Annotated in this window: 20 protein-coding genes, 2 pseudogenes and 1 riboswitch; of the genes and pseudogenes, 12 read left to right on the forward strand and 10 right to left on the reverse strand. The window is 69.0% G+C overall.

Annotated elements, in window-relative coordinates:
• Window positions 1–154 precede the first annotated feature (154 nt).
• From EYQ95_RS15580 to EYQ95_RS15605, 6 genes are all read left to right on the forward strand, one after another.
• Window positions 155–919, forward strand: coding sequence for an MBL fold metallo-hydrolase (locus tag EYQ95_RS15580; RefSeq protein WP_132328142.1), 765 nt, complete (start codon window positions 155–157; stop codon window positions 917–919).
• Window positions 920–968: 49 nt separating this feature from the next.
• Window positions 969–2,480: an acetyl-CoA hydrolase/transferase family protein gene (locus EYQ95_RS15585; RefSeq protein ID WP_132328143.1), complete on the forward strand. Its 1,512-nt coding sequence runs from the start codon at window positions 969–971 to the stop codon at window positions 2,478–2,480.
• A 94-nt stretch (window positions 2,481–2,574) separates the two neighbouring features.
• Window positions 2,575–2,928 (forward strand): hypothetical protein, encoded by a 354-nt coding sequence (locus tag EYQ95_RS15590; RefSeq protein ID WP_132328144.1) that lies wholly within the window; start codon window positions 2,575–2,577, stop codon window positions 2,926–2,928.
• Window positions 2,929–2,955: 27 nt separating this feature from the next.
• Window positions 2,956–4,152 carry a sensor domain-containing diguanylate cyclase gene (locus EYQ95_RS15595; protein WP_132328145.1) on the forward strand — a complete coding sequence of 399 codons (1,197 nt, stop codon included), beginning with the start codon at window positions 2,956–2,958 and terminating at the stop codon, window positions 4,150–4,152.
• Between the two features lie 150 nt (window positions 4,153–4,302).
• Window positions 4,303–6,591, forward strand: a complete 2,289-nt coding sequence (locus tag EYQ95_RS15600) for a methyl-accepting chemotaxis protein (protein WP_132328146.1) — start codon at window positions 4,303–4,305, stop codon at window positions 6,589–6,591.
• 483 nt (window positions 6,592–7,074) lie between these two features.
• Complete coding sequence (locus EYQ95_RS15605; RefSeq protein WP_132328147.1) at window positions 7,075–7,371, forward strand: hypothetical protein; 297 nt, start codon at window positions 7,075–7,077, stop codon at window positions 7,369–7,371.
• Window positions 7,372–7,779: 408 nt separating this feature from the next.
• On the opposite strand, the gene EYQ95_RS15610 is transcribed toward EYQ95_RS15605, so the two are convergent.
• Window positions 7,780–8,106: a hypothetical protein gene (locus EYQ95_RS15610; protein ID WP_132328148.1), complete on the reverse strand. Its 327-nt coding sequence runs from the start codon at window positions 8,104–8,106 to the stop codon at window positions 7,780–7,782.
• A gap of 263 nt (window positions 8,107–8,369) precedes the next feature.
• On the opposite strand from EYQ95_RS15610, the gene EYQ95_RS15615 reads away from it, so the two are divergent.
• On the forward strand, window positions 8,370–9,179 hold the full coding sequence (locus EYQ95_RS15615; RefSeq protein WP_132328149.1) for a peptidoglycan-binding protein: 810 nt from the start codon (window positions 8,370–8,372) through the stop codon (window positions 9,177–9,179).
• Between the two features lie 48 nt (window positions 9,180–9,227).
• Here EYQ95_RS15615 and EYQ95_RS15620 read toward each other — a convergent pair.
• From EYQ95_RS15620 to EYQ95_RS15635, 4 genes and pseudogenes are all read right to left on the reverse strand, one after another.
• Window positions 9,228–9,798: pseudogene (locus tag EYQ95_RS15620) on the reverse strand (N-acetyltransferase family protein).
• An 80-nt stretch (window positions 9,799–9,878) separates the two neighbouring features.
• Entirely contained in the window at window positions 9,879–11,741 is a 1,863-nt protein-coding gene (locus EYQ95_RS15625; protein WP_132328150.1) for a DUF885 family protein, read from the reverse strand.
• 171 nt (window positions 11,742–11,912) lie between these two features.
• Window positions 11,913–12,455: a YaeQ family protein gene (locus tag EYQ95_RS15630; RefSeq protein ID WP_132328151.1), complete on the reverse strand. Its 543-nt coding sequence runs from the start codon at window positions 12,453–12,455 to the stop codon at window positions 11,913–11,915.
• 106 nt (window positions 12,456–12,561) lie between these two features.
• Window positions 12,562–12,732 (reverse strand): oxidoreductase-like domain-containing protein, encoded by a 171-nt coding sequence (locus EYQ95_RS15635; RefSeq protein WP_132328152.1) that lies wholly within the window; start codon window positions 12,730–12,732, stop codon window positions 12,562–12,564.
• Between the two features lie 1,189 nt (window positions 12,733–13,921).
• On the opposite strand from EYQ95_RS15635, the gene EYQ95_RS15645 reads away from it, so the two are divergent.
• The 4 genes from EYQ95_RS15645 (at window position 13,922) to EYQ95_RS15660 (ending at window position 18,896) form a co-directional block, all read left to right on the forward strand.
• Entirely contained in the window at window positions 13,922–14,527 is a 606-nt protein-coding gene (locus tag EYQ95_RS15645) for a TonB-dependent receptor domain-containing protein (RefSeq protein ID WP_370451267.1), read from the forward strand.
• A 111-nt stretch (window positions 14,528–14,638) separates the two neighbouring features.
• Window positions 14,639–14,845, forward strand: a riboswitch (cobalamin riboswitch).
• Window positions 14,846–15,108: 263 nt separating this feature from the next.
• Window positions 15,109–17,412 carry a ribonucleoside-diphosphate reductase subunit alpha gene (locus EYQ95_RS15650; RefSeq protein WP_132328195.1) on the forward strand — a complete coding sequence of 768 codons (2,304 nt, stop codon included), beginning with the start codon at window positions 15,109–15,111 and terminating at the stop codon, window positions 17,410–17,412.
• Between the two features lie 67 nt (window positions 17,413–17,479).
• Window positions 17,480–18,490, forward strand: coding sequence for a ribonucleotide-diphosphate reductase subunit beta (locus EYQ95_RS15655; protein WP_132328154.1), 1,011 nt, complete (start codon window positions 17,480–17,482; stop codon window positions 18,488–18,490).
• A complete protein-coding gene (locus EYQ95_RS15660; RefSeq protein WP_132328155.1) occupies window positions 18,477–18,896 on the forward strand; it encodes an acyl-CoA thioesterase in 420 nt (139 codons plus the stop codon). Before EYQ95_RS15655 ends, EYQ95_RS15660 begins: the two co-directional genes overlap by 14 nt.
• A 146-nt stretch (window positions 18,897–19,042) precedes the next feature.
• Here EYQ95_RS15660 and EYQ95_RS15665 read toward each other — a convergent pair.
• Window positions 19,043–19,351, reverse strand: a pseudogene (locus EYQ95_RS15665) (transposase); the annotation flags it as partial.
• A 63-nt stretch (window positions 19,352–19,414) separates the two neighbouring features.
• Here EYQ95_RS15665 and EYQ95_RS15670 point away from each other — a divergent pair.
• Window positions 19,415–20,395 (forward strand): IS5 family transposase, encoded by a 981-nt coding sequence (locus EYQ95_RS15670; RefSeq protein ID WP_132328156.1) that lies wholly within the window; start codon window positions 19,415–19,417, stop codon window positions 20,393–20,395.
• A 114-nt stretch (window positions 20,396–20,509) separates the two neighbouring features.
• On the opposite strand, the gene EYQ95_RS15675 is transcribed toward EYQ95_RS15670, so the two are convergent.
• From EYQ95_RS15675 to EYQ95_RS15690, 4 genes are all read right to left on the reverse strand, one after another.
• Window positions 20,510–21,253, reverse strand: a complete 744-nt coding sequence (locus EYQ95_RS15675; RefSeq protein WP_132328157.1) for a hypothetical protein — start codon at window positions 21,251–21,253, stop codon at window positions 20,510–20,512.
• Entirely contained in the window at window positions 21,250–21,804 is a 555-nt protein-coding gene (locus tag EYQ95_RS15680) for a hypothetical protein (RefSeq protein WP_132328158.1), read from the reverse strand. Before EYQ95_RS15680 ends, EYQ95_RS15675 begins: the two co-directional genes overlap by 4 nt.
• 252 nt (window positions 21,805–22,056) lie before the next feature.
• Window positions 22,057–22,560, reverse strand: coding sequence for an XVIPCD domain-containing protein (locus EYQ95_RS15685; protein ID WP_132328159.1), 504 nt, complete (start codon window positions 22,558–22,560; stop codon window positions 22,057–22,059).
• A gap of 120 nt (window positions 22,561–22,680) precedes the next feature.
• Complete coding sequence (locus EYQ95_RS15690; protein WP_132328160.1) at window positions 22,681–24,039, reverse strand: transposase; 1,359 nt, start codon at window positions 24,037–24,039, stop codon at window positions 22,681–22,683.
• Window positions 24,040–24,121: the final 82 nt, after the last annotated feature.

The following is a 24,121-nucleotide window of genomic DNA, read 5'->3' on the forward strand; positions in this document are numbered from 1 at the left end:
TGGTGCAGGCCACGCGCGCGCGGCGGATGTGCAGGAAGTCGGAGGCGCGCGCGCCGCGCCCGGTGCGCGCATGCAGCCCGCACGATTTGATCCGACGCAAGTCGCGCGGCGGCGGTCGGCCTACAGTCGCCCCGCACTCCCAACCCCGACTCCCATGGCGACCCTCCTCTACGAGCGCGACGGCCACCGCTGCGTGGCCTTCAATGACCTGGTGCGCGGCGACGACGGCATCCAGGCCAACCAGTTCCTGGTGCAGCACGGCGCGCACAGCGCGCTGATCGACCCCGGCGGCGCATTGCTCTACAACCCGCTGATCCTGGCGATGGGCCCGTACGTCAAGCCCACGGACCTCACCTGGCTGCTCTGCTCGCACCAGGACCCCGACATCATCGGCTCGGTCGACAAGTGGCTGCTGTACACCAAGGCCACCGTGGTGTGCTCCAGGCTCTGGGGCCGCTTCGTGCCGCACCTGGTGCCGGGCTACATGAAGAACGCCGGCAGCGAGCGCTACCACCTGCTGCCCGACGAGGGCGGCCGCATCCCGATGGGCGACGCGTACCTGCGCGCGATGCCGGCGCACTTCATGCATTCGGTGGGCAACTTCGGCTTCTTCGACCCGGTCAGCCGCATCCTGTTCTCGGGCGACGTGGGCTCGTCGCTGATCCCGAGCCGCGCGCCCTACGTGTTCGTGGAGGACTTCGCCGCGCACGTGGACGCAATGGCCGGCTTCCATCGCCGCTACATGGCCTCCAACCGCGTCACCCGGCTGTGGGCGCGCATGGTCCGCCAGCTCGCGCCGGAAATGATCGTTCCGCAGCATGGCCTGCCGCTGCGCGGCCGCGCGATGGAGGATTTCCTGGACTGGCTCGAGCGGCTCGAGTGCGGCGTCGACCTGCTCACCGCGGCCGACTACGCCTGACACGGCCGCTGCGACGCCCGGGCCACGCCGCCTCCCCCAGCATGAGCGCATGAACGACCGCATCCTCCATCCCGCCCTCGCCGCACGCGTCTGCAGCGCCGAGGAAGCCGCCGCCCACATCCGCCATGGCCAGACCGTCGCCATGAGCGGCTTCACCGGCGCCGGCTACCCCAAGGTGGTGCCGCAGGCGCTGGCCTCGCGCATGCGCGAGGCGCACGCCGCCGGCGAGGACTTCCGCGTGCGCGTGCTCACCGGTGCCTCCACCGCGCCCGAGCTCGACGGCGAGCTCGCGCGGGCCGAGGGCATCCAGCTGCGCCTGCCCTACCAGTCCGACCCGGCCGTGCGCGAGCGCATCAACGCGGGCACGCTGGACTACATCGACCTGCACCTGAGCCATGTCGCCCAGTACACGTGGTTCGGCTTCTTCGGCGATGTCGACGTGGCGGTGGTGGAAGTCGCCGCCATCCGCGAGGACGGGCGGCTGGTGCCGTCCTCGTCGGTGGGCAACAACAAGACCTGGCTGGACCAGGCCTCGCGCGTGATCCTGGAGGTCAACCGCTGGCAGCCGATGGCGCTGGACGGCATGCACGACGTCTACTACGGCACCGCGCGGCCGCCGAACCGCAAGCCGATCCCGCTGGTGCAGCCCGACGACCGCATCGGCGAGCGCTACCTGCGCGTGGACCCGGACAAGATCGTCGCGATCGTCGAGACCGATTCGCCCGACCGCAACACGCCCTTCGCGCCGCCGGACGAGGACTCGCGCCGCATCGCCGGGCACCTGCTGGACTTCCTCGACCACGAGGTGCGCCGCGGGCGCCTGCAGCCGAACCTGCTGCCGCTGCAGTCGGGCGTGGGCAACATCGCCAACGCGGTGCTGGCGGGCCTGCAGGACGGCGGCTACCGCGGGCTGACGGCGTTCACCGAGGTCATCCAGGACGGCATGCTCGCGCTGCTGAAGTCCGGCGTGCTGCGCATGGCCTCGGCCACAGCGTTCTCGCTCAGCCCCGACGGCATCGACGAGTTCAACCGCGAGATCGACTTCTACCGCAAGCGCATCGTGCTGCGCCCGCAGGAGATGTCCAACCACCCCGAGCTGATCCGCCGGCTGGGCTGCATCGCCATGAACGGCATGATCGAGGCCGATCTCTACGGCCACGTCAATTCCACCCACGTGGCCGGCAGCCGGATCATGAACGGCATCGGCGGCAGCGGCGACTTCGCGCGCAATGCGTATCTCTCGGTGTTCATGTCGCCGAGCACGGCGAAGAACGGCAAGGTGTCGTCGATCGTGCCGATGGCCAGCCACGTCGACCACACCGAGCACGACGTGATGGTGCTGGTCACCGAGCAGGGCCTGGCCGACCTGCGCGGGCTCTCGCCCAAGCAGCGCGCGAAGGCGGTGATCGAGCACTGCGCGCACCCGGACTACCGCCCGATGCTGCAGGACTACTTCGACCGCGCCTGCCGCGACAGCTACGGCAAGCACTCGCCGCACCTGCTGGGCGAGGCGCTGGCCTGGCACCAGCGCTTCGTGGAGACGGGCTCCATGCGTCGCTGACGCCACGGCCGCCCTGCTATGTTCGCCGGGCGATCTCAAGGCCCGGCGGCCCCGGCCGCTAACCCCTGGTACCCCCGCGGAGGCCTAGCCCATCGTGGACCCCACCCCCTTGCCGCCGCGGCGACGTCGCTCCCTGCAGGCCGACCTGCTGAGCCGACTGGCCGGCGTCGCGCTGGTCCCTGCCGCGCTGCTGGGTTTCGGGGCCGTGGGCCTGACCTACCGCTCCCAGCGCGAGAACCTGGTCGAGCAGGTGGCCGTCATTGCCGGCCTGTCCGCCTCCTCGGTGGAAACGTTCGTCCAGAACCACGCCGCGGCGACGGCCCTGACCGCGCGGGCGGCCAGCCTGCGGCCGGACTGGTCGTATGCGCTGGCCCAGCTGCGCACGCACTACCCCGCCATCCTCACCGCGGTGGTGACCGACGCCAACGGCCGGATCATCGCCTCCTAGCCCGCGCATGGCCCCACCGGCACCAGCGTGGCCGACCGCGAGTATTTCCGCGTACCGATGCGCACGGGCCAGCCCCACGTCTCCGGCGCGTTCCGCGGGCGCGGGTTCGGGCGCGATCCACTCGTGGCGGTATCGGCACCGCTGCTGGATCAGGGCCGCCCCGTGGGCGTGATCGAAGCCTCGATCCGCGTGGACGCCTTCACCCGCCTGCGGTCGGATGCCCTGCGAAAGCGGGGCTACGAGATGCTGATCGTGGATCGTGACAACCGCGTGGTGCATGCGGGCAGCGGCCTGCCCTTCGACTTCGCGCAGGATCTTTCCGGGGCTCCGTTCCTCGCCGCGGGACGTACCGCGGCGACCGTGCGCCACGTGCCCGACGCCCTGCGCGACGGCCGCGACGCCTTCGCGGCGCGCGCCGACATGCAGACCGGCTGGAAGCTGGTGCTGTTCGCCCCCGAGGACAGCATCAGCACGCCCCTGTATGCACGCCTGGGCACCATGCTGGCCATGCTGGTGCTCGCCGCCGCCGGCGGGGCGCTCGCGGTGCGCTGGGAAATGCGCCACTTCGCCCGTTCGCTGCGCCGCGTGCTCGGGCCGCTGGAGGCGCTGGCGCGCGATGGCCAGCAGGGGCCGGCGCCGCCCGTGCACATGCCCGAGGAACTGCGCCCGCTGGCGCGCGCCATCGACGGCCTCGGCCATCGCCTGCGCAGCGCGCGACGCGACAACGCCGAGCTGGACCGCCTCAACCGCACCGACGCGCTCACCGGCACGCTCAACCGCCGCGGGCTGGATGCCGCGCTGGACTCGCTGTGCGCCGGCACCCAAAGCCTCCCGCTGGCCGCCCTGCTGTTCGACATCGACCACTTCAAGGCCTACAACGACCGCTACGGCCACGTCGCGGGCGACGCGACGCTGCGTCGCGTGGCCGCCGCGATCGGCGGCAGCCTGCGCAATGCCGACGATGCGTTCGGCCGGCTCGGCGGCGAGGAGTTCCTCGCACTGCTGCCCGCGGTCGATGCGCAGGCGGCGCTGGAGGTCGCCGAGCGCGCGCGTGGCGCCGTGGAAGGCCTGGCGATCCCGCACGGCGATTCGCCCACCGGGTACGTCACCGTGAGCGCGGGCGTGCACATGGCCACGAGTTTCGCGACGCCCGACCTGATCCAGGCTGCCGACGCGGCGCTCTATCGCGCCAAGCGCGCAGGCCGCAACCGCGTCGCGTTCTGAAGCCTGCGCGGGCCGACCGTGCGGCGCGCGTCGCGCGCGTCCTGCGAACCCCGTCACCGTTCCGCACGCCGCCGCCTGCGGGTTGATCACGGTCAAGCCCGCGACGGCGCGTGCGCGCAGAGTCCGCGCGACATCCACGCAGAGACCGCGATGCGAAGCAACCTGCCCGTGACCGGCGTCGAGGTGATGCTGCCCGACGACCATCCCCTCGTCTCCAAGACCGATCCCGAGGGCCGCATCACCTACGTCAACACGGCCTTCGTCCAGGTCAGCGGCTATGCCGAGCACGAGCTGCTCGGCCAGCCGCACAATATCGTGCGCCATCCGGACATGCCCGCGGCGGCCTTCGCCGACCTCTGGAGGACGCTCAAGGCAGGCCGCCCCTGGGTGGGCATGGTCCGCAACCGCTGCAGGAACGGCGACCACTACTGGGTGGAGGCGCACGTCACCCCGCTGCACGAGGACGGCCGCCACGTGGGCTACATGTCGGTACGGCGGCGGGCCACGCGCGCGCAGATCGACGAGGCCCAGGCCCGGCACGCGGCGCTGCGCGAGGGCGATGCGCGGCTGCATTTCCAGCATGGGCGCATCGACCGCCGGCATCCGCTGCGGCGGCTCAACCCGCTCTGGCTGCTGTCGCTGCGCCAGCGCCTGCTTCTGGCCGCGCTCGGCAGCGTGGCCTTCGCGGCGTCGGCGGCCTGGCTGGCACGGCATGCGGGTGACGGCGCGCTGGCCGCGCTGCTGGCCGGCGGCGGCGTGTTCGCGCTCTACAGCGCTGCCTGGCTGGGCCGCGACGTGGTCGGCCGGCTCGACGCGGCCAATGCGCACTTCCATGCGCTCGCCGATGGCCGCTACGACCAGGCCATCGCGATCGATCGCAACGACGAGGTCGGCCGCCTGCTGCTGGGCCTGAAGTCCATGCAGGTGCGGCTCGGTTTCCAGGTCGAGGACGGCGCGCGCATGCTGCGCGAGGCCACGCGCCTGCGCTGCGCGCTGGATGCCTCGGCATCGAACGTGCTGGTGGCCAACCGCGAGCTGCGCATCGTCTACGCCAACCGCGGCATGGCCGCGCTGCTGGCCGCGACCGAAGCCGACCTGCGCCGCACGCGCGCCGGCTTCCGTGCCGACGCCCTCCTCGGCACGCCGCTGGACACGCTGTTCGAGGGCACCGGGATCAGCCGCGAGCTTCTGGCCACGCTGGGCGCGGCGCGCGAGGTGCGCATCGAGCTCGGCGGCCACGTCTTCGACCTGGTGCTCACGCCCGTGCTCGACGACGAGGGCGCCCGCATCGGCCTGGCCACCGAGTGGCGCGACCGGACGGTCGAACTCGCCATGGAAGCGGAGGTCGCGCGCGTGGTCGGTGCGGCGGCAAACGGCGACTTCGACGCACGCATCGACACCACCCGCCAGCAGGGCTTCCTGCGCCATCTCGGCCAGGACGTGAACCGCCTGGTCGACGCCACGCGCACCGCGCTCGGCGAGCTCGAGGGCATGCTCGACGCGCTGGCCGCGGGCGATCTCGGCTATCGCGCCGATGCCGCGCTCGATGGCCAGTTCGGTCGCCTGCAGGCCGCGGCCAACCGCAGCGCCGCGCGCCTGGGCGAGACGGTGGGCGCGATCCGCCTGGCCGCCGACGCCATCCGCGCGGCGGCCGACGAGATCGCCGCCGGCAATGCCGACCTCGCGCGGCGCACGGAGCGGCAGGCCGCATCGCTGGAGCAGACCGGCGCGGCCATGGACGAACTCACCGGCACCGTGCGCGGCAACACCGCCCGCGCGCAGCAGGCCCAGCGCCTGGCCGGCGACGCCGCGCGCACCGCGGGCGAAGGCGGCGCGGCGATGGACCGCGTGGTCGAGACCATGGACGGGATCCGCAGCGCGTCGCAGCGCGTGGCCGAGATCGTCGGCGTGATCGACGGCATCGCCTTCCAGACCAACATCCTCGCACTCAATGCGGCGGTGGAGGCGGCACGCGCGGGCGAGGAGGGGCGCGGCTTCGCGGTGGTCGCCGCCGAGGTACGCAGCCTCGCGCAGCGCTCGGCCGCCGCCGCGCGCGACGTGCGCGACCTGGTGGCCACCTCGGCGGCGCAGGTCGAGGCGGGCAGCGAGTGGGTGGGCACCGCGCACGGCCGCATCGCGCAGATCGTCGACGACGCGCAGCGCGTGAGCGGCCTGGTGGCCGACATCGCCCGCGCATCGACGCAGCAGGCCGATGGCATCGCCCGCATCGGCGACGCGGTGGCGCACATGGACGCGGGCACGCAGCAGAACGCAGCCCTCGTCGAACAGGCCTCCGCCTCCGCCCTCGGCCTGCAAGCGCAGGCCGAGCGGCTGGTCGAGGCGGTGGCGGTGTTCCGCTTGCCGGCAACCGAGACACCATGCAGCGTGCAGGAGGCCCTGAGACAACGCGAGAGCGGCAGGCTCGTGCAGGCGGCTTGATCAGCCACCCAGTCGCCGGGGAACCGTGAACGCGCGGCACATTACCAGCCCACGTCTGGTTACCGGCGGTCATGCACACTGCCGAGCCCCTGCTGCCAAACAGGCGGTTCGGTTGCAGCAATCGCGAACGCACTCGTCCCCCGGCATAACCGGGCTGTGCCGGCGCGAAGACTTGCGGGCTTGCCTTGCCCGACCAGCTCGCTAGGATTGAGGCTGCCAAGGACGGCATGCCATGACGGCCTCCTTGCCACTCTCGAGGCCAGCCCCATGACGCGTCCCACTAGGTTTGCACTTGTTCTGTCCTGCTGCCTTTCCGCGTGTTCGGAAAAGGGGCAGGACATCACTGCTGCGATCGCTACGCGTACCGAACGAGCGCAAGAGGACGGGGCTGCGAGCGGCCCTCGCTGCCCGGCGGACGACTTCCCCGCATTTCTCCGCGCTTTTGCCGCGAACCGTGCCGTGCAGCGCAGGCATACGGCGCCCGTGCTCGAGATTGTCGACTGGGTCGACATCGACGAGCCGCAACTAGGCACACGCGTAACCCGGGTACCGCGCGACCAATACGGCGACTTCAAGCTCGCCTACCGCGACGGGCGGTTCGTGCACGTCGAACATGAGGCGTCGTCCGACCCCATACCGGTGATGCCACGGGTTTCGCCCGTGCAGGGCGGCTACCGCGTCGAATACGTCTTCGGCATGTCCGAGGGCAACTCGTGGACATTCTCCCGCGCCGGCGGCTGCTGGGTGCTGACCGGTGAACCGGACCCCTCCCTCCTCTGAGAAGCCCGAGAACACGGCATGGAGCGTTATCGCATCACGGAGAGCGTCGGTCGTCGTATCGAGCCCGTCCGCAGCGATGACGACCTCGAAATCCATCATCCGACGGCCAACGAGCGCGAATGCGAACAGGGCGTCCGTCGGACTTCGAACAACCGCACAAGCGTCACCACGCACGCGTCGAGGGCGATTTCGAGGAAGTCCGCTACGAGCCCGACGGACGGATCCTCGTCAAGAAGGACTTCATCCTGTCTCGCGAAGGCGGCGGACCGGTGCACGTACCGTCGCCTGTTAGCGGTTACGTGCATTACCTCCGCGACGCAACGCAAGCCGTGCGCATCTATGACCGCCCGTTCGGCACGCCCGGCGCCCGCCTGCTGGCGCAATCGCTGCACATGGACCCGGGCAGCTTCAGAAGTCGTCCAGGCGCGCGAGGTACTGCGCCGGGGAAATGTCCGATCGCGGGCCGAAATAGCCGTTGTCGGTGCCTCGGATGATGAAGCGGTCGGCGCCGGTGCCGACTGCGAAAATCTGGTGCTCGGCGCCACCGGCCGACGGCTGCTGCTGCAGGGCGAACAGGATCGGGGAGTCGCTGCCCCAGAAGAACCCTTCGGCCTTCGCCCGCTCGATTAGGCGGGCGGATTGCGCTCGGATTTCGGCTCGGCTGGCGTCGCCTTGCTCGGCTGCGCCGTCCGTTCCGCGAGCGACGGCCCCAATATCTTCGGGGCGTGCTTCCACTGCTCGAGGAACTGCGCCTCCGACTCGAAGGGCGTCAAACCAACGCGCAAGGCGGTCGTTGAGGGCTTGTTCTGCATCGGCGTACCTTACGCTCCCGTCGTTGTTGTCGGCAATGCCGTCCGTCGCGCCGCTCTTGCCGGTCGCCGACTGATACAGCGACCGCGCAGCGTCAGGCGAGCCAAGCGCGGAAGCTAGAGCGGCGAGCGCGTCCTCGCCGAATTCCTGAAGGCGGCCGGGTTGCCTATGGCGAGCCGCTTGGTCTCATGTCGGATACGGGCTCACGCGGTTCGATCCACGCCCACGTCGAATGCGAGGTCGAACAGTTCCGCCGCTACATCCGCGACATCGACAACGGCGCCATCGCCCCGGGCCGCTGGCCGGGTCGCCCCGATCGCCCGCAGGCTCATGGCGCCACCGACGCACGGCCCGGCGACGGCGCCGCGGCGCCACGCGGCAGCACGCAGGACGGCTCGGCCGGGACTTTGGACGCAGGGGATCAGGGCACTGCGGTGCGCGAGCTCCAGCGCAGGCTCAACCACCTCGGCATTCGCGATGCGCGCGGCCTGCCGCTGGTCGAGGACGGGGACTTCGGTCGACGCACGCGCGAGGCCGTCGAAGCCTTCCAGCGCGCGCATGGCCTCGAAGTCGACGGTCGCGTCGGTCGGCTCACGCGCGAGGCGCTGGCGCAGCCGCACGGGCGACGCATTACCGACACCGGCCATCCCGATTACGCGCTGTTCGAGCGGATCCTCGGGCAGGTACAGGCGGCCGAAGCCGCGCGCGGTGTTCGTTCGGGCCCGCACAGCATGAACATCGCCGCCGCGCTGCTGGTGCGCATGCGGGAGGACCGCGTGGCGCACGTCGACCGCGTCGAGTTCAACGCGGACGCGACGTCCATCCGCATCGTCCACTCGCCGACAGGGTTGCGCGAGCACGAGATCGCGACCCGTCCGCTGTCCACCTCGCAGGCATCGATGCAATCCATCCACGAATCCAGCGACCGATGGATCGCGTCCTCGCAGGTGCCCGCACGCGAGACCCTGCCGGAGCGGCAGCCGGCTCTTGCGCGCTGAGTCGCGCCGCGTTCCACCGACCGGCGCGTCCGAGCCCGAAGACGCGAACTAACCCGCCGGTGGCGCCGCGCCGGCACGCAGGGCCGCGAGTTCCAGCTCCACCCGCACCAGCCCCGCCTCGCCCCCCCGCGCGCCGCGCAAAGCCCAGCGCGTCGGCCAGGCGCAGCATGGGGCCGTTGGTTTCCAGCACGTCGCCGTAGAGCGCGTCCAGCCCGCGGCGGCGCGACCACTTCACCAGCCGCGTCATGAGGTGCCGGCCCAGCCCCATGTGCGCGAGGTAGTGGCTGACGAGGATGGCGAACTCGCCGCGTCGCCCGCCCGGGTCCAGCGCGATGCGTGCCACCGCGCCGACGAGCGCCTCGCCCGGCGGCAGCGGCTCGGCGGCCACCAGCGCGAATTCGCTGCGCGGGTCGATCCGCGTCAGGCGCCGCGCCATCGAGGGCACCATCTCCTTCATCGAACACATGAAGCGCTGCTGCACCTCTTCGGGCTGCAGCAGCGGGAACGCGGCGCGCAACGGATCGGCGTCGGCCGGATGGACCGGGCGGATCAGCACCTCGCGCCCGTTGGGCAGGCGGCGCAGCTCGTGCCAGGGCGGACGACGCTTGGCAGCGGTCACATGCGGATCTCCATGCATCGGGATGCGGCCGTGGTGCGCGCGGCCACGCATCTTGCGCGGCCACGCGGCGGGCCCGCCGCTCAGCCCTGCCTGCGCGAGGCGATCCACTGCTCCACGCGGCGCTCGAGCAGCGTGAGCGGCATCGCGCCACCGCCGAGCACCGCGTCGTGGAAGCCGCGGATGTCGAAGCGCTCGCCCAGTTCCGCCTCGGCCTTGCGGCGCAGCTCCTGGATCTTGAGCATGCCGATCTTGTAGCTGGTCGCCTGGCCCGGCCAGGTGATGTAGCGACGCACCTCGGCGCGGATCGCCGGCAACGGGATCGAGCTGTTGGCGGCCATGTAGTCCACCGCCTGCTTCTCGGTCCAGCCCTTGGCATGCAGGCCGGTGTCGACGACGAGGCGGATCGCGCGCCACATCTCCGAGGTCAGCCGGCCGTACTCGGAATACGGGTCGGCATAGGTGCCCGGCATCTCGCGTGCGAGCCATTCGGAGTACAGGGCCCAGCCTTCCGAGTAGGCGGTGAAGCGCGCCTGCTTGCGGAACTCCGGCACCCCGGTGAGTTCCTGCGCGATCGCGATCTGCATGTGATGCCCGGGCAGGCCCTCGTGGTAGGCGATGACCTCCAGCTCCGGCTTGGGCATCGCGCTCATGTCCGACAGGTGCGCGTAGTACACGCCGGGCCGCGAGCCGTCCGGCGTGCTCGGGTAGTAATGCTGCGCGGCACCGGCGACCTCGCGGAACGGTTCGACGCGCCTGACCACGAGGTCGGCCTTGGGCAGCAGGCCGAAATACTTCGGCAGCTGCGTCTTGATGCGGGCGATGGCCTGCGTCGCTTCGTCGATGTAGGCCTGCCGGCCGGCGTCGGTATCGGGGAACTTGAAGCGCGGGTTGGTGCGCACGTACTCGAAGAAGGCCTTCAGGTCGCCCTTGAAGCCGACCCTGTCCTTCAGCGCTTCCATCTCCCCGCGGATGCGCGCGACTTCCGCCAGGCCGATCGCGTGGATCTGCTCCGGCGTCAGGTCGGTGGTGGTCGAGGCGCGCACGCGCTCGGCGTAGTAGGCCGCGCCGTCGGGGTGCCGCGTGCCCACGCCGGTGGGATTGACGGCGGCCTTGGGCAGGTCGGCCTTGAACCAGGCCACGACGTCCGCATAGGCCGGCTTGACCGCCTCTACCAGCGCCGCGCGCGCCTGCGCCTTGAGCTGCGCGGCGCGCGTGGCGTCGATCCTGCCCGCCTTGACCAGCGCGTCGGCCTTGGCCTGCGCGTCGGCCCAGAGGGCGCTGTCCTTGCCGGCCGTGAACGGCGCACCGGTGATGACCTTGCCGGCCTGCTCGATCACGCCCTCGTGCGCGAAGCGCGGTGGGCGGATGCCCATTCCGGCCGATCGCTTCACCTGATCCATCAGCTGGCCGAACGCACGCGGCACCTGGCGCATGCGCGAGACGTAGGCGAGGTAGTCGGCCTCGCTCTCGACCTTGTGGAAGTTGATCAGGAACGTGGGCAGGAAGGCCTGCGTGCCGCCCATCTGCTCGAAGGGATAGCGATGGTCGGTGAAGCGGTCGGCGGCCTCGGCGGCCTGCAGCTGGTACTCGAAGAGATCCCAGGACAGCTTCGTCTCCGGCCCGAGCCGCGCGTAGTCGAAGCCGGCCTTCATCTCCGCGAAGGCGGCGCGCATCCAGTCGAGCTGCCTGCGCGCGGCCTCGCGCGACATGTCGTCGAGGTCGCCATAGCGGTCCTTGCGGCCCTGCATGGTCATGGCGATGGGGCTGAGCTGCAGCTGTTCCTCGTACTTGCGCTCGAACCAGGCATTGAGGCGCGCGTCCTCGCTGACGGCGGCCGCCACGGGCGCGGTGGCAGGCGCGGGCGCGGTGGCGGTCGGCGCGACATGCGCGCAGGCCGTGCACAGCGCGAGCGAGAGGGCGGAGACGACGAGCAGGCGATGCATGGGCACTCCAGTTCGGGGAACGCGTTCCCGGGCAGGGCCGATCATGCCGGAAGGCCGGGGCCGCCCCCCCTGCCGGTCGTACCGCATCGACAGCGCGGGGAATGCCGCCCCCCGGGCGGGCGCTACGGCGGCGTCACGCCGCATCGCAGGCAGCGCCGCGCGATGCCCCGCTCAGCCGCCCGTGCGCAGCCGCGGCCGCAGCGCGACGCTGCGCTCGGCGTCCATCAGCTGCAGCTCGCCGTCCTGGATCATCGCGGTCAGCCGCGCCCCGCGCGAGAGCAGCGGCAGCGCCGCATCGAGTTCCTGCGGGTCGAGCTCGATCACCGTGAGCGCGCGAAGCCGCGCCAGCGCGGCGGCATTGCGCGTCCACCACAGCTCCGACGCCTGCCCGCCGTAGCCCACCACGACCACCTGCGCCGCGCGTCCCGCCGCCTTGCGCAGGCGCGACTCGTCGGGCTGGCCGAGCTCGATCCACTGCTCGATGGCGCCGGTGTAGTCGCGTCTCCACAGCGCGGGTTCGTCCTCGTCGCCCAGGCCGCGGCCGAACTCCAGGCGCTCGTCGGCGTGCAGCGCGAAGGCGATGAGGCGCACGAGCAGGCGCAGGTCGGTTTCCGACGGGTGCTGCGCCAGCGTGAGCGCATGGCTGGCGTAGTAGTGCCGGTCCATGTCGCTGACCTGCAGCTCGACCTTGACCACGGTGGACTTGGGGGACATGCGCCTTCCGGGAGGCGAGCGGGAGCGCGATTCTAGGCGCAGGCACGGCGCGGCCGCCGGCTTACCTCCGATGGCGCGCCGTGCCGGGGCGTGGCGCGCGGTGCCCTCATGCCGGCGCGTCCGGGTGGCGTGCGAGCCAGGCGGCCAGCTGCGCGCGGTAGTGCTCGAGCTCCTCCTCGTAGCTGTCGAAGACGCAGACCGCGCAGCCACCGTCGCAACAGTCGGCCGGCAGCGGGCGTTCGGGGGGAACCGGGCGGGGATCGGGCGTCGCGTGCATGTCCGACAGGTCCGGGCGCCGCGGGCGGCTTTCAAGCGCCCCGCGTCGCATTCCCGTACAGGTGCGCACGGCCACGCGTGCGCTGCAGCGCAGCACGCAGCGTGACGCCGGTCTCCTTCCGGCGGCGCCCCCGCCGACCCGCCGATGGCCCGGCCCGGCATGTATCGCGTTGCCCGTACTGGAAAAACGCGGTCCCGGCGCCCGCCGCGGCGCGGTCGTGGCCTGCCTGGGTGGAATTCCCCGCTGTGGCGGTTTCGGAATCGACCCTAAGGTCGGGGCGCACCCGTTCTCCGCCATCCGCCGAGGAACACGCGGCTGCTGCCGCGCGGCCTTTCGCCACGGACGCGGGCGCCACGCGGCGGCCCGGCGCATCGCAGTGCAAGCCACCCTCCTCACTCTGCAGGGAACCACCCGATGTCGAAGTCGCACACGTTCCACCAGCGCGCACTGGCCACCGCCATGGCGCTCGCGCTCACCGCCGGATTCGCGGGCACGGCCGTCGCCGGGCGCGTCGACACCACCGGCCTGCGCGCGGCCGAGCAGACCACGTTCGATCGCTTCATCGTCAAGTACCGCGAGGGCGCCAGCGCGGCTGCCCGCCAGGACAACCTGGCCCGGGCCGGGCGCGCCACCGCGCGTGCGGTGGCCCTCGGGCACCTGCGCCGCCTTTCGGTGGGCGCGGACGTGGTGAAGGCCGACCGCGGCCTCGATCGCGCCGAAGCCGAAGCGCTGATGCGCCAGATCGCCGCCGACCCGAACGTCGAGTACGTCGAGGTCGACCAGCTGATGCAGCCGCTGATGACGCCCAACGACACGCACTACGGCGCCTACCTCTGGGGCATGCAGAGCGGCACCGGCGGCATCCGCGCCGACCAGGCCTGGAACACCACCAGCGGCAACGGCGTGGTCGTGGCGGTGCTTGACACCGGCTACACCGACCACAGCGACCTGCTCGGCAACATCCTCCCGGGCTACGACTTCATCAGCGACAGCCGCACTGCCGGCGACGGCAACGGCCGCGACGCCGACGCCCACGTCCGGGCGACTACTACCGCAAGGACAACTCCAGCTGGCACGGCACGCACGTGGCCGGCACCGTGGCCGCCATCGGCAACAACGGCAAGGGCGTGATCGGCGTGGCCTACGGCGCGAAGGTCGTGCCGGTGCAGGGCACCGTCGTGGAGGCGGGCTGCGTGGCGCGACGAAAGCCGATGCGTCGAAGCCACGCTGGCATTGGGATACCTCGGTCTACTACGCGCGGATCCGCGACGAGATCCTGTCGGTCGATAGCCCGGTCGCGCCCGGCACCAGCCTGTCCGCCAACATCCATCGCACCACGCATGGCGGTATCGAGGCGCTCGTCGGCGTGAGCCTGCCGCTCGGCAACGGCGTTGATCGCATCGAGCCGCTGCTCAGTGCGTCGTACAACCGCTTCTTCTTCGACGGTGATCTGGTCTATGGCGACAACCGCCTGCCGGCGGCGCCGGCGTATGCGATGCGTGGCGAAGTGATATATCGCCACGGCAACGGGTTCCTCGTCGGCCCGACGTTCGACTGGGTGGGCTCGCGCTATGCGGACTTCAGCAACAGCTATCGCCTCGCGGGGTACCACCTCTTCGGCCTCCGCGCCGGCATCCGGCGCGACCGGTGGGAGGTCTTCGGCGAGCTGCGCAACCTGACCGACCAGCGCTACGTGGGCACGATGAGCGTCCGCGACCGAACGTCGGCGGGCGACGCTGTCCTGCAGCCAGGCGCGCCACGATCGGTAAGTGCCGGGGCGCGCTTGAGCTTCTAGCGGGTCAGACGGCGTCCGCGACCACCATCGTGTCCGACCGATCAGCGAAGCGGCGGCGACTCCTCAACGGCAGACCCAATAAAATGTATTGACTGGTTAGGGTCGGCCCAATATGTTGTGCCCGTCGAAGGTGCCGCGCCCGCCCGGGTCGGCTTAAAAGGGAACCCGGTGGAACTCCGGGACTGCCCCGCAGCGGTAAGTGGAAACGACCCGCGTCATTGGCACTGGCCCGAGCGGCTGGGAAGCGACGCGCAGTAGGTGGCGAGCACTCGCCGTAGTCCACGAGTCCGAAGACCTGCCTCGATCGGCGGCCGCGTGCCGCCGTTGGCCAGGCGTCCTCGTGGGAGGGACGGGGCGGTCCGCGGACCTCGTCCGCTGCCTTCCGTCTTCTTGCGTCGATGCCGGCTCGCCCGAGGGGGCGGGGGCCGGCACGGGCATGCCTGCGCCGCTTTCGCTTCCTCTCCATCGCCACCGGAGAGGAACCAATGACGAACGAGACACTCACCCCAACCGTGCCACACGTGGCGTCCGACACCGACGCGCCCGGCTTCGCACTGACCCCGCCGCATGCGCCGGCGACCATGACCGTGACCAAGCGGGACGGCCGCCGCGAGCCAGTCGACGTCGCCAAGATCGTGCGCGCCGTGCAGCGCTGCAGCGCAGGGCTCGATGACATCGATCCGATGCGCGTCGCGCTCAAGACCATCGGCGGCATCTTCGACGGCGCGACCACCCGCGAGCTCGACGAGCTTTCAATCCATACCGCCGCCGCGTTCACCGCCGAGGAGCCGCAGTACTCGCGCCTCGCCGCGCGGCTGCTCGGGGCGTACATCGACAAGGAAGTCGCCGGGCTCGGCGTGCATTCGTTCTCGCAGTCGATCCTGCTCGGCCACGACCTCGGCCTGATCAACGACCGCGTGCGCGAGGCCGTCGAAGCGAACGCCCGCAAGTTCAACGACGCGATCGACGCGGCCAACACGCGGCGCTTCGAGTACTTCGGCCTGCGCACGCTGTACGACCGCTACCTGCTCAGGCACCCGCACACGCGCCACGTCATTGAGACGCCGCAGCACTTCTTCATGCGCATCGCGGTCGCGCTGACCGACAGCCCCGCGGGTGCGCTTCAGCTTTACCGGCTGATGGCGTCGCTGGATTACATCCCGAGCTCGCCGACGCTGTTCAACTCCGGCACGCGCCACGAGCAGCTCTCGTCGTGCTTCCTGCTGGATTCGCCGCAGGACTCGCTGACCGACATCTACGCGCGCTACGGCGACGTCGCGCAGCTGTCGAAGTTCTCCGGCGGCATCGGGCAGGCGTATCACCGCATCCGCGCGCGCGGTTCGCTGATCCGCTCCACCAACGGCCGCAGCAACGGCATCGTGCCGTGGCTGAAGACGCTCGACGCGTCGGTCGCCGCGGTGAACCAGGGCGGCAAGCGCAAGGGCGCGGCCTGCATCTACCTCGAGACATGGCATGCGGACATCGAGGAATTCCTCGAGTTGCGCGACAACACCGGCGACGAGATGCGCCGCACGCACAACCTCAACCTCGCCAACTGGATCCCGGACCTGTTCATGCAGCGGGTCGAGGCGGACGGCGACTGGTCGCTGTTCGATCCCAAGGCCGTTCCGGAGCTGCCGGATCTCTGGGGCGAGGCCTTCGAGCGGGCCTACGTGCAGGCCGAGCAGCAGGGCCTCGCGACACGCACGGTCAAGGCGCGAGAGCTGTACGCGCGGATGATGAAGGTGCTTGGCGAAACCGGTAACGGCTGGATGACGTTCAAGGACGCCTCCAACCGCACCTGCAACCAGGTTGGCCCCGGCCGCACGGTGCACCTGTCGAACCTGTGTACGGAGATTCTGGAAGTCACGAGTGCCGACGAGACCGCCGTCTGCAACCTCGGCTCGATCAATCTCGCGCAACACGTCGGCGACGACGGCTTCGATTTCGACAAGCTCGCCGGGACCGTCGACGTGGCCGTACGCCAGCTCGACCGCGTGATCGACCTCAATTTCTATCCGATCGAGTCGGCGCGGCGCTCGAACCTGCGCTGGCGCCCCGTCGGGCTGGGGGTGATGGGACTGCAGGATGTGTTCTTCAGGCTCCGCCTGCCATTCGATTCGGCCGAGGCGCTCGCGCTCTCGACGCGGATCGCCGAGACGATCTACCTGCATGCGCTCGATGCGTCGTGCGCCCTCGCCGAGCAGCACGGCGCGCATCCCTCGTTCGACGAAACGCGCGCGGCGAAGGGTGAACTGCAGTTCGACCTCTGGGGCGTGACCCCGACGCATGCCGTCGCCTGGGAGGCACTAAAGGCGCGCATCGCCACGCATGGCCTGCGCAACTCGCTGCTGATCGCCATCGCCCCGACCGCCACCATCGCCTCGATCGCCGGCTGCTACGAATGCATCGAGCCGCAGGTTTCTAACCTGTTCAAGCGCGAGACGCTCTCGGGCGACTTCGTGCAGGTCAACCGCTACCTCGTCAACGAGCTCAAGAAGCTCGGCCTCTGGACGCAGCCCATCCGCGATGCGATCAAGCTCGGCGAGGGGTCCATTCAGGCCATCGAGGCCATCCCGGAATCATTGCGGCAGGTCTACCGCACTGCTTGGGAGCTGCCGCAGAAGGCGCTGATTGACCTCGCCGCCGCGCGAGGCGCCTACATCGACCAGTCGCAGTCGCTGAATCTCTTCATGGAGAGCCCGAACATCGGGCGGCTGTCGTCGATGTACATGTACGCCTGGAAGTCGGGCCTGAAGACGACGTACTACCTGCGCTCGCGGCCGGCGACCCGCATCGCGAAGGCCACCGTGTCGACCGCCCCCCCGCAGGCCGCCATCGCGTGCTCGCTCGAAAACCCCGAAGCCTGCGAGGCCTGCCAGTAGGCGACCCGACGTCCGCCGCGGGTGTTCTTGACGCCCGCGACCGAATCTCTCTGACCGGAACAACCCCATGCCCGCCGCACGCCTTCTAGACCCCGGCTTCGAGCTGACCCTGCGCCCGATGCGCTACCCGCTCTTCTACGACATGTACCGCGACGCGATCCGTAATACGTGGACCGTAGAGGAGATCGACTTCGGCATTGACATCAACGATCTGCGGGACAAGCTCACGCCGGCCGATCGCCACCTCATCGAGCGTCTCGTCGCCTTCTTCGCGACGGGCGACTCGATCGTCGCCAACAACCTTGTGCTCAACCTCTACCAGCACGTCAACGCACCCGAGGCGCGCATGTACCTGTCGCGCCAGCTCTACGAGGAAGCGCTGCATGTGCAGTTCTACCTGACACTGCTGGACGCCTACGTGCCCGACATGGAGCGGCGTGCCGCGGCGTTCTCGGCGATCGAGAACATCCCGTCGATCCGTGTCAAGGCCGATTTCTGCTTTCACTGGATCGACTCCATCCAGCAGCTGAGGCGGCTCGAGACGCGCGAGGATCGGCGTGCATTCCTGCTGAATCTCATCTGTTTCGCCTGCTGCATCGAAGGTCTTTTCTTCTTCGCCGCCTTCGCCTACGTGTGGTTCCTGCGCTCGCGCGGCCTGCTGCCGGGGCTGGCAGCGGGCACGAACTGGGTTTTCCGCGACGAATCGGGCCACATGGCGTTCGCCCTCGAAGTCATCCGCACCGTGCGCAAGGAGGAGCCGGGTCTGTTCGACGCCGCGATGGAGCGTGAGGTTCGGACGATGCTGCGTGACGCGGTCGAAGTGGAGGCGGCGTTCGCCCACGACGTGCTGTCTGGCGGCGTGAACGGCCTGTCCCCTCGCGAAATGCGTGAGTACCTGCAGTACGTCGCGGATCTCCGGCTCGCCGCCCTCGGGCTTGAGCCGGAGTTTGGTAGCCGCAACCCGTTCGCGTTCATCGAGCTGCAGGACGTCCAGGAGCTGACCAATTTCTTCGAGCGTCGCGTGTCGGCGTACCAGGTCGGGATCAATGGGGAGGTCGCCTTCGATGACGCCTTCTGATCCCCCACGCCAGGCGCGCCTGTGGGAGATCGTGTTCCCCGATCACACCAACCACTTGGGCACGCTGTTCGGTGGGCAGGCACTGGCATGGATGGACAAGGCGGCGTTCGTGGCCGCCACGCGCTACGCCAAGCGCACCACGGTAGTGACGGCGCGTTCGGAGCAGGTCGACTTCCATGTACCCGTACGGCAAGGCCAGCTGGTCGAGCTGGTCGCACGCGTGGTCGACGTGGGCCGCAGCTCCATGCGCGTGGAGGTCGAGCTCAATACCGAGGACCCGCAAGCGGCGACACGACACCTGTGCACGCGAGGGCATTTCACCATGATCGCGCTCGACTCGAACGGGCGGCCGGCGCCGGTGGAGCCGTTCAGGGAAGTGGCGCCCATGGGGTCGTCGGAATCGTAGGAGGCTGCTGTTGCCGATGTCCGCTTCTGGCCTATTCCGTTGAAAAACTCGCTGTCTCCAAGAGGATGGTCGGCCACTTCGGCCTGAGCAGGCGAACCGGCTGATAGATGCGATCGATTTCATCGGCGCCAAGGCGCCTGGCCGCCTCAGGCGGCTAGTGCTTTTGGTGCTTCTTCGCTCTTCGGCATCAACCACGCTGCCATTCGCCTCCGATTCTGCGCAGTCGCGGCCAAAAGGAACTCATCCCGGGCACCGCTCAGCCCCCGCAGACGCAACCGGTCCAGCCGCAGGATGCGTTTCAGGTGCGCGAACAGCATCTCCACCTTCTTCCGATGCCGCCGCGACTGCGCGTACCGCTCGGTGGTGGCGATCTGTCGGGCGACGTCTCGGGCGCTTTCGTGTTGCTGGCGTGTGATCTTGCGGTGCGTTGTATTCGGGCAGCAGGGCGGCTTTAGGGAAGGTCTGAACAACTCCGCTGCTGCAGGCGACAATAGCGCACCAGATTGGGGTGACGATCGATGCAGCTGACGTTCGGTGATGCCGAGACCCTGGGCCAGCGCAAGCGCACGCGGCGCGAGGTGTTTTTGGCGGAGATGGAGCAGGTGGTGCCGTGGCAGGCGCTGCTGGCGCTGATCGAGCCGCACTACCCGAAGCTGGGCCGTCCCGGCCGCCAGCCGTACCCGCTGGCGACGATGCTGCGCATCCATTTCCTGCAGCAGTGGTACGCGCTCAGCGACCCGGCGATGGAAGAGGCCTTGTACGACACGCCGGTGATGCGCCGCTTCGCGCAGTTGGGCGGCGTGGACGCGATTCCCGACGAGACCACGATCCTCCACTTCCGCCGGTTGCTGGAAACCCACGGCCTGGCCGGGCGGATCTTCGAGCGGGTGAATGCGCATCTGGCGCGCAAGGGCCTGAGCCTGCACGCGGGCACGATCGTGGACGCGACGATCATCGCCGCGCCGAGCTCGACGAAGAACGCCGAAGGCAAGCGCGATCCGGAAATGTGCCAGACGAAGAAGGGCAACCAGTGGCACTTCGGCATGAAGGCGCACATCGGCGTCGATGATGAATCCGGCCTGGTGCACCACGTCGAGTGCACGGCGGCGAACGTGGCCGACGTGACCCGGGTACACAGGCTGCTGCACGGCCGGGAAGACACGATCTGTGGCGACAGCGGCTATACCGGTGCCGACAAGCGTGAAGAGTTGAAGGATGTGGAGGCCGGCTTCCTGATCGCGGAGAAGCCGTCGAAGTTGCGGGCGATGAAGAACCCGCGCGAGCGGCGTTACACCGAGCGCTGGGAGCGGTACAAGGCGAGCCTGCGCGCGAAGGTCGAGCATCCGTTCCGGGTGATCAAGCGCCAGTTCGGCTACACGAAGGTGCGCTACCGCGGCCTGGCGGAGAACGCGGCGCAGGTGCTGACGCTGTTCGCGCTGTCGAACCTGTGGATGGCGCGCCGGCGCCTGTTGCCGGCGATGGGGGTGGTGCGCCTGTAAGGCGGGAAAACCCGCCAGAAACCGCCTGAAAGGGCGGGAAATTGATCAAATCGACGCTGGTCCGGCGCTCTGACGCTGAAATCCAAGTGTCAGAGTGCGTTGTTCAGACCTTCCCTAGCGCGGCCGCAACCGAGCGAAAGCGCTATCGCAGAGAGAGTGCATAGACGCCGTACCGCTCCCCTCCAGTGCGCGCCTGACTTCGACGATAGCGCGGAGCGCCCCGAATACTGATTCGCGCTGGGCGCGGTCGAATGTCGGAGGCGGCTTCGCCAGCTCGTCCTGGAACACGTAGCCCCGGGTCGTCCCAAAGACGGCCTGCTCGGCGCAACTCTCGATGACCGACGCCGCCCATTCCTCGTCGACTTGCCTGCGCCGATGGAATGCCGCGACGAGGTGAGCCGATTCGTGGGCGACGCGCCGCACGGCGTGCCTCGCATACCGCTCATCGCCCTCGACGATCCGGACGACCAGCGGAAGCATCAAAGCCTCGCGGCCCGTGGCGCGGAAGCGCTGCACACCGACCGCGCGCACACCGGTCCCGACACCTGTGACTACGGAATGCAGCGGAGGCCGTAAATGAGCGGCGCGTGCGACGTAATCGGCTGCGTGGGCGGCCTGCGACGCGAGGCCTTCTGAAACCGGGAGTGGTCGCAACACCGGCCGCCCCGGATCGCCTGGCAACGCCGAACCGACCTCGTAGCGGAACACGCCTCCGCGCCAGCGGCCTTCGATGTAGTGCGCGCCCGTCTCCGACAGGTCGGCATTATCGACAATCGCGATCCCCGTCGAGCACCCCACCGCAGCACCCAGAACTGCCGGCGCGATGAGCGCCGGCAGCAGGGAACGACGAACTCTCACTGGGCGTGGCAACGGGTGTATCGACATGAGCCACCACTGCCGGTGTTGACGATCGTGACACTGGAGTTCGCCACACCTTCGTACATGGACGTCACCTGGAGCTCCCCATAGCTCGACGGCGCCGGAAATGGATGGAGCTTGTAGGTCAGCGAGTCCGCGCTTCCGCCGTGCGCGAGCGCCCACCGGTTCACGGAGTCCGGATCCGCCAACACGATCGAGGTACCATTTCGGCGCCAAGGCACCGTCGCCGATGTCACCGTCGCGCCGGACACAGTGTCCACGAGGTTGATGGTTACCAGCCCCGACGACGGTACGCTGAGCGTGCTACCGCCCGTGTCCAGGCTGAAGCTGGCGGCATCGAACGTCTCGGCCGACTCGTAGACGCGGGCGACGAGGGTTTTTGCGGAGGACTTGATGACGCCCTCGATGCTCCCCTCGACTTCGCACCCCCGGCCAGACTGGCACTTTCCGCTGACTCGCCATTTGGTCCCTGCGCACCCTGTAGCTGCCAAGGCAGCCATCAGCGTAGTCATAAGCAGCACGTTCTTCATTTTCCACTCCTTACGCCCACTCCCTGTAGGCACTGGTAGGGTGCCGCTAAGCGCTCGTCCGGCACAGGAGAGAAATCTGACGTGTCCGTAAGGGTTATTTGTCCGCAGGTTCGAACCGCGATCGCGCAGTGGGCGACCACGTGGATAACCAGGGCCAGAGTGGACATTCTCCACTAGCTAGGAGTACCCACTCCGGGCTCTTGCCATTGCCTAGAGAACCATCCATTGCGCCGATTGGCGCGCCTGCACCTCTCACGACAGCGCGTCCCGCTGCAGAGCTTGCTCTTGCGTGACCTGCGCCAGACGCTCCAGCGACTGCTCGGCTGGCGCGGCGAGGGCATCTTCGGTCTTCATGTAAGCAACTCGATTCGTGGTATCCGTCAGCCCGCCTTGGGCCACGAACACGTTTTCGCGTTTCTGGACGGTCGGCGTAGCGTTGCTGAGCACGACATGATCGATGCGGTCGAAGCCGTTCTTGCCGGCGAGATGGGCCAAGCTCGCGGCCATGCGATCACTCGCCTCATCATAGGTGCGGCCCAGTGATTGATCTAGCCCGCGCACCGCATCGCGCGATTGACGCAGCAGCGGATGGGCCGCTTCACCATGCGTGTTAACCGACGGCGAGTCTGCAACGGCGGGCGCTGGTCTGGTTGCCCTGAGTCCCTCCGTGCTCTGCGCCTCCACGTTGTTACTCGCGGAAACGCTATGGGCGAGCGCCCTGCGCGCTGGCGCGAGCGCCGCTTCCAGCGTCGGCACTCGGCCTATTCCGTTGAAAAACTCGCTGTCGCCAACGGGATGGTCGTCCGCTTCGGCCTGATCAGGCGAATCAGTCGATAGAAGCGAGCGATTTCTTCGGCGCGAAAGCGCCTGGCCGCCTCAGACGGCCAGTGCTTTTGATACTTCTTCGCTTTTCGGCATCAGCCACGCTGCCATCCGCCTCAGGTTCTGCGCGGTCGCGGCCAACAGGAACTCATCCCGGGCACCGCTCAGCCCTCGCAGGCGCAGCCGGTCCAGCCGCAGGATGCGTTTCAGGTGTGCGAACAGCATCTCCACCTTCTTGCGATGCCGCCGCGACTGCGCGTAACGCTCGGTGGTGGCAATCCGCCGGGCGACGTCTCGGGCGCTTTCGTGCCGCTGGCGCGTGATCTTGCGGTGCGTCGTATTCGGGCAGCAGCGCGGCTTCAGTGGACAGCCGGCGCAGTCCGCGACGCTGCTGCGGTAGATGAGCGTGTGGTCGCTGATGGGCTTGCCGGTCGAACGCAGCACGTTGCCTTGGGGACAGCGGTATTCATCCTCCGCTTCGTCCCACTCGAAGTCGGAGCGCCCCAGCGACCCGTCCTTGCGCTCGCTCTTGTCCCAGACCGGCACGTGCGGCTCGATCGACTTTTCTTCAACCATCCAGCCCAGCATCTCGGACGTGCCGTAGGCCGTGTCGCCGATCAGGCGCTCGGGCTTGATGTCGAACCGATCCTCGACGCGCTCCACCATCGTGCGCGTCGCCGCGACTTCATCGGTTCGATGCGCCGGCGTGGCCTCGACATCCATGATCACTCCCGACTTCACGTCGACCAGATAGTTGGTCGAATACGCATAGAAAGCAGGGCCACCCGGTGCGGCTGTCCACTGTGCTGCAGGATCGGTGATCGACACGTTCTTCGGCAATCGACGCTCTTCGCTGGATGTTTCCAGCGCCTCCAGGTACTCGCGCATCGGACGCGTCAACGACGCACCGTCGAAGGTCGCCTCAGCTCCGGGCACGCCACGCTGTCGGTTCGCGTCGGCCTTGATGACGCTGGCATCGGTTGCGAAGCCTTCGCCGCCGACCAGGCCTTCGGCCAGGCAACGCTGCAACACCTGCTCGAACACAAAGCGCAGCGTGTCGCTGTCGCGAAAGCGACCGTGCCGGTTCTTCGAGAACGTCGAATGGTCCGGCACGGAGTTTTCGAGCCCGAGCCGGCAGAACCAGCGGTACGCCAGGTTGAGATGCACCCCTTCGCACAGCCGGCGCTCGGAGCGGATGCCGAAGCAGTAGCCGACGATCAGCATGCGGATCAGCAGCGCAGGGTCGATCGATGGGCGGCCGGTGTGGCTGTAGTGCGGCGACAGATGCTGGTGCAAGCCGTCGAGGTCGAGAAACCGGTCGATGCCCCGCAACAGGTGGTTCGCGGGGACGTGGTCCTCGAGGTTGAACGCGTAGAACAACGGCGCCTGCGCTGCCTTCTGCCGACCCATCATCGCGTCGATTCCGCTCGCTCGATGGGATGTCAGTGGACCAGCTTCAGGACCATCGATCAACCGAGTTTTTCAACAGAATAGG

The organism is Lysobacter sp. N42 (assembly GCF_004344885.1).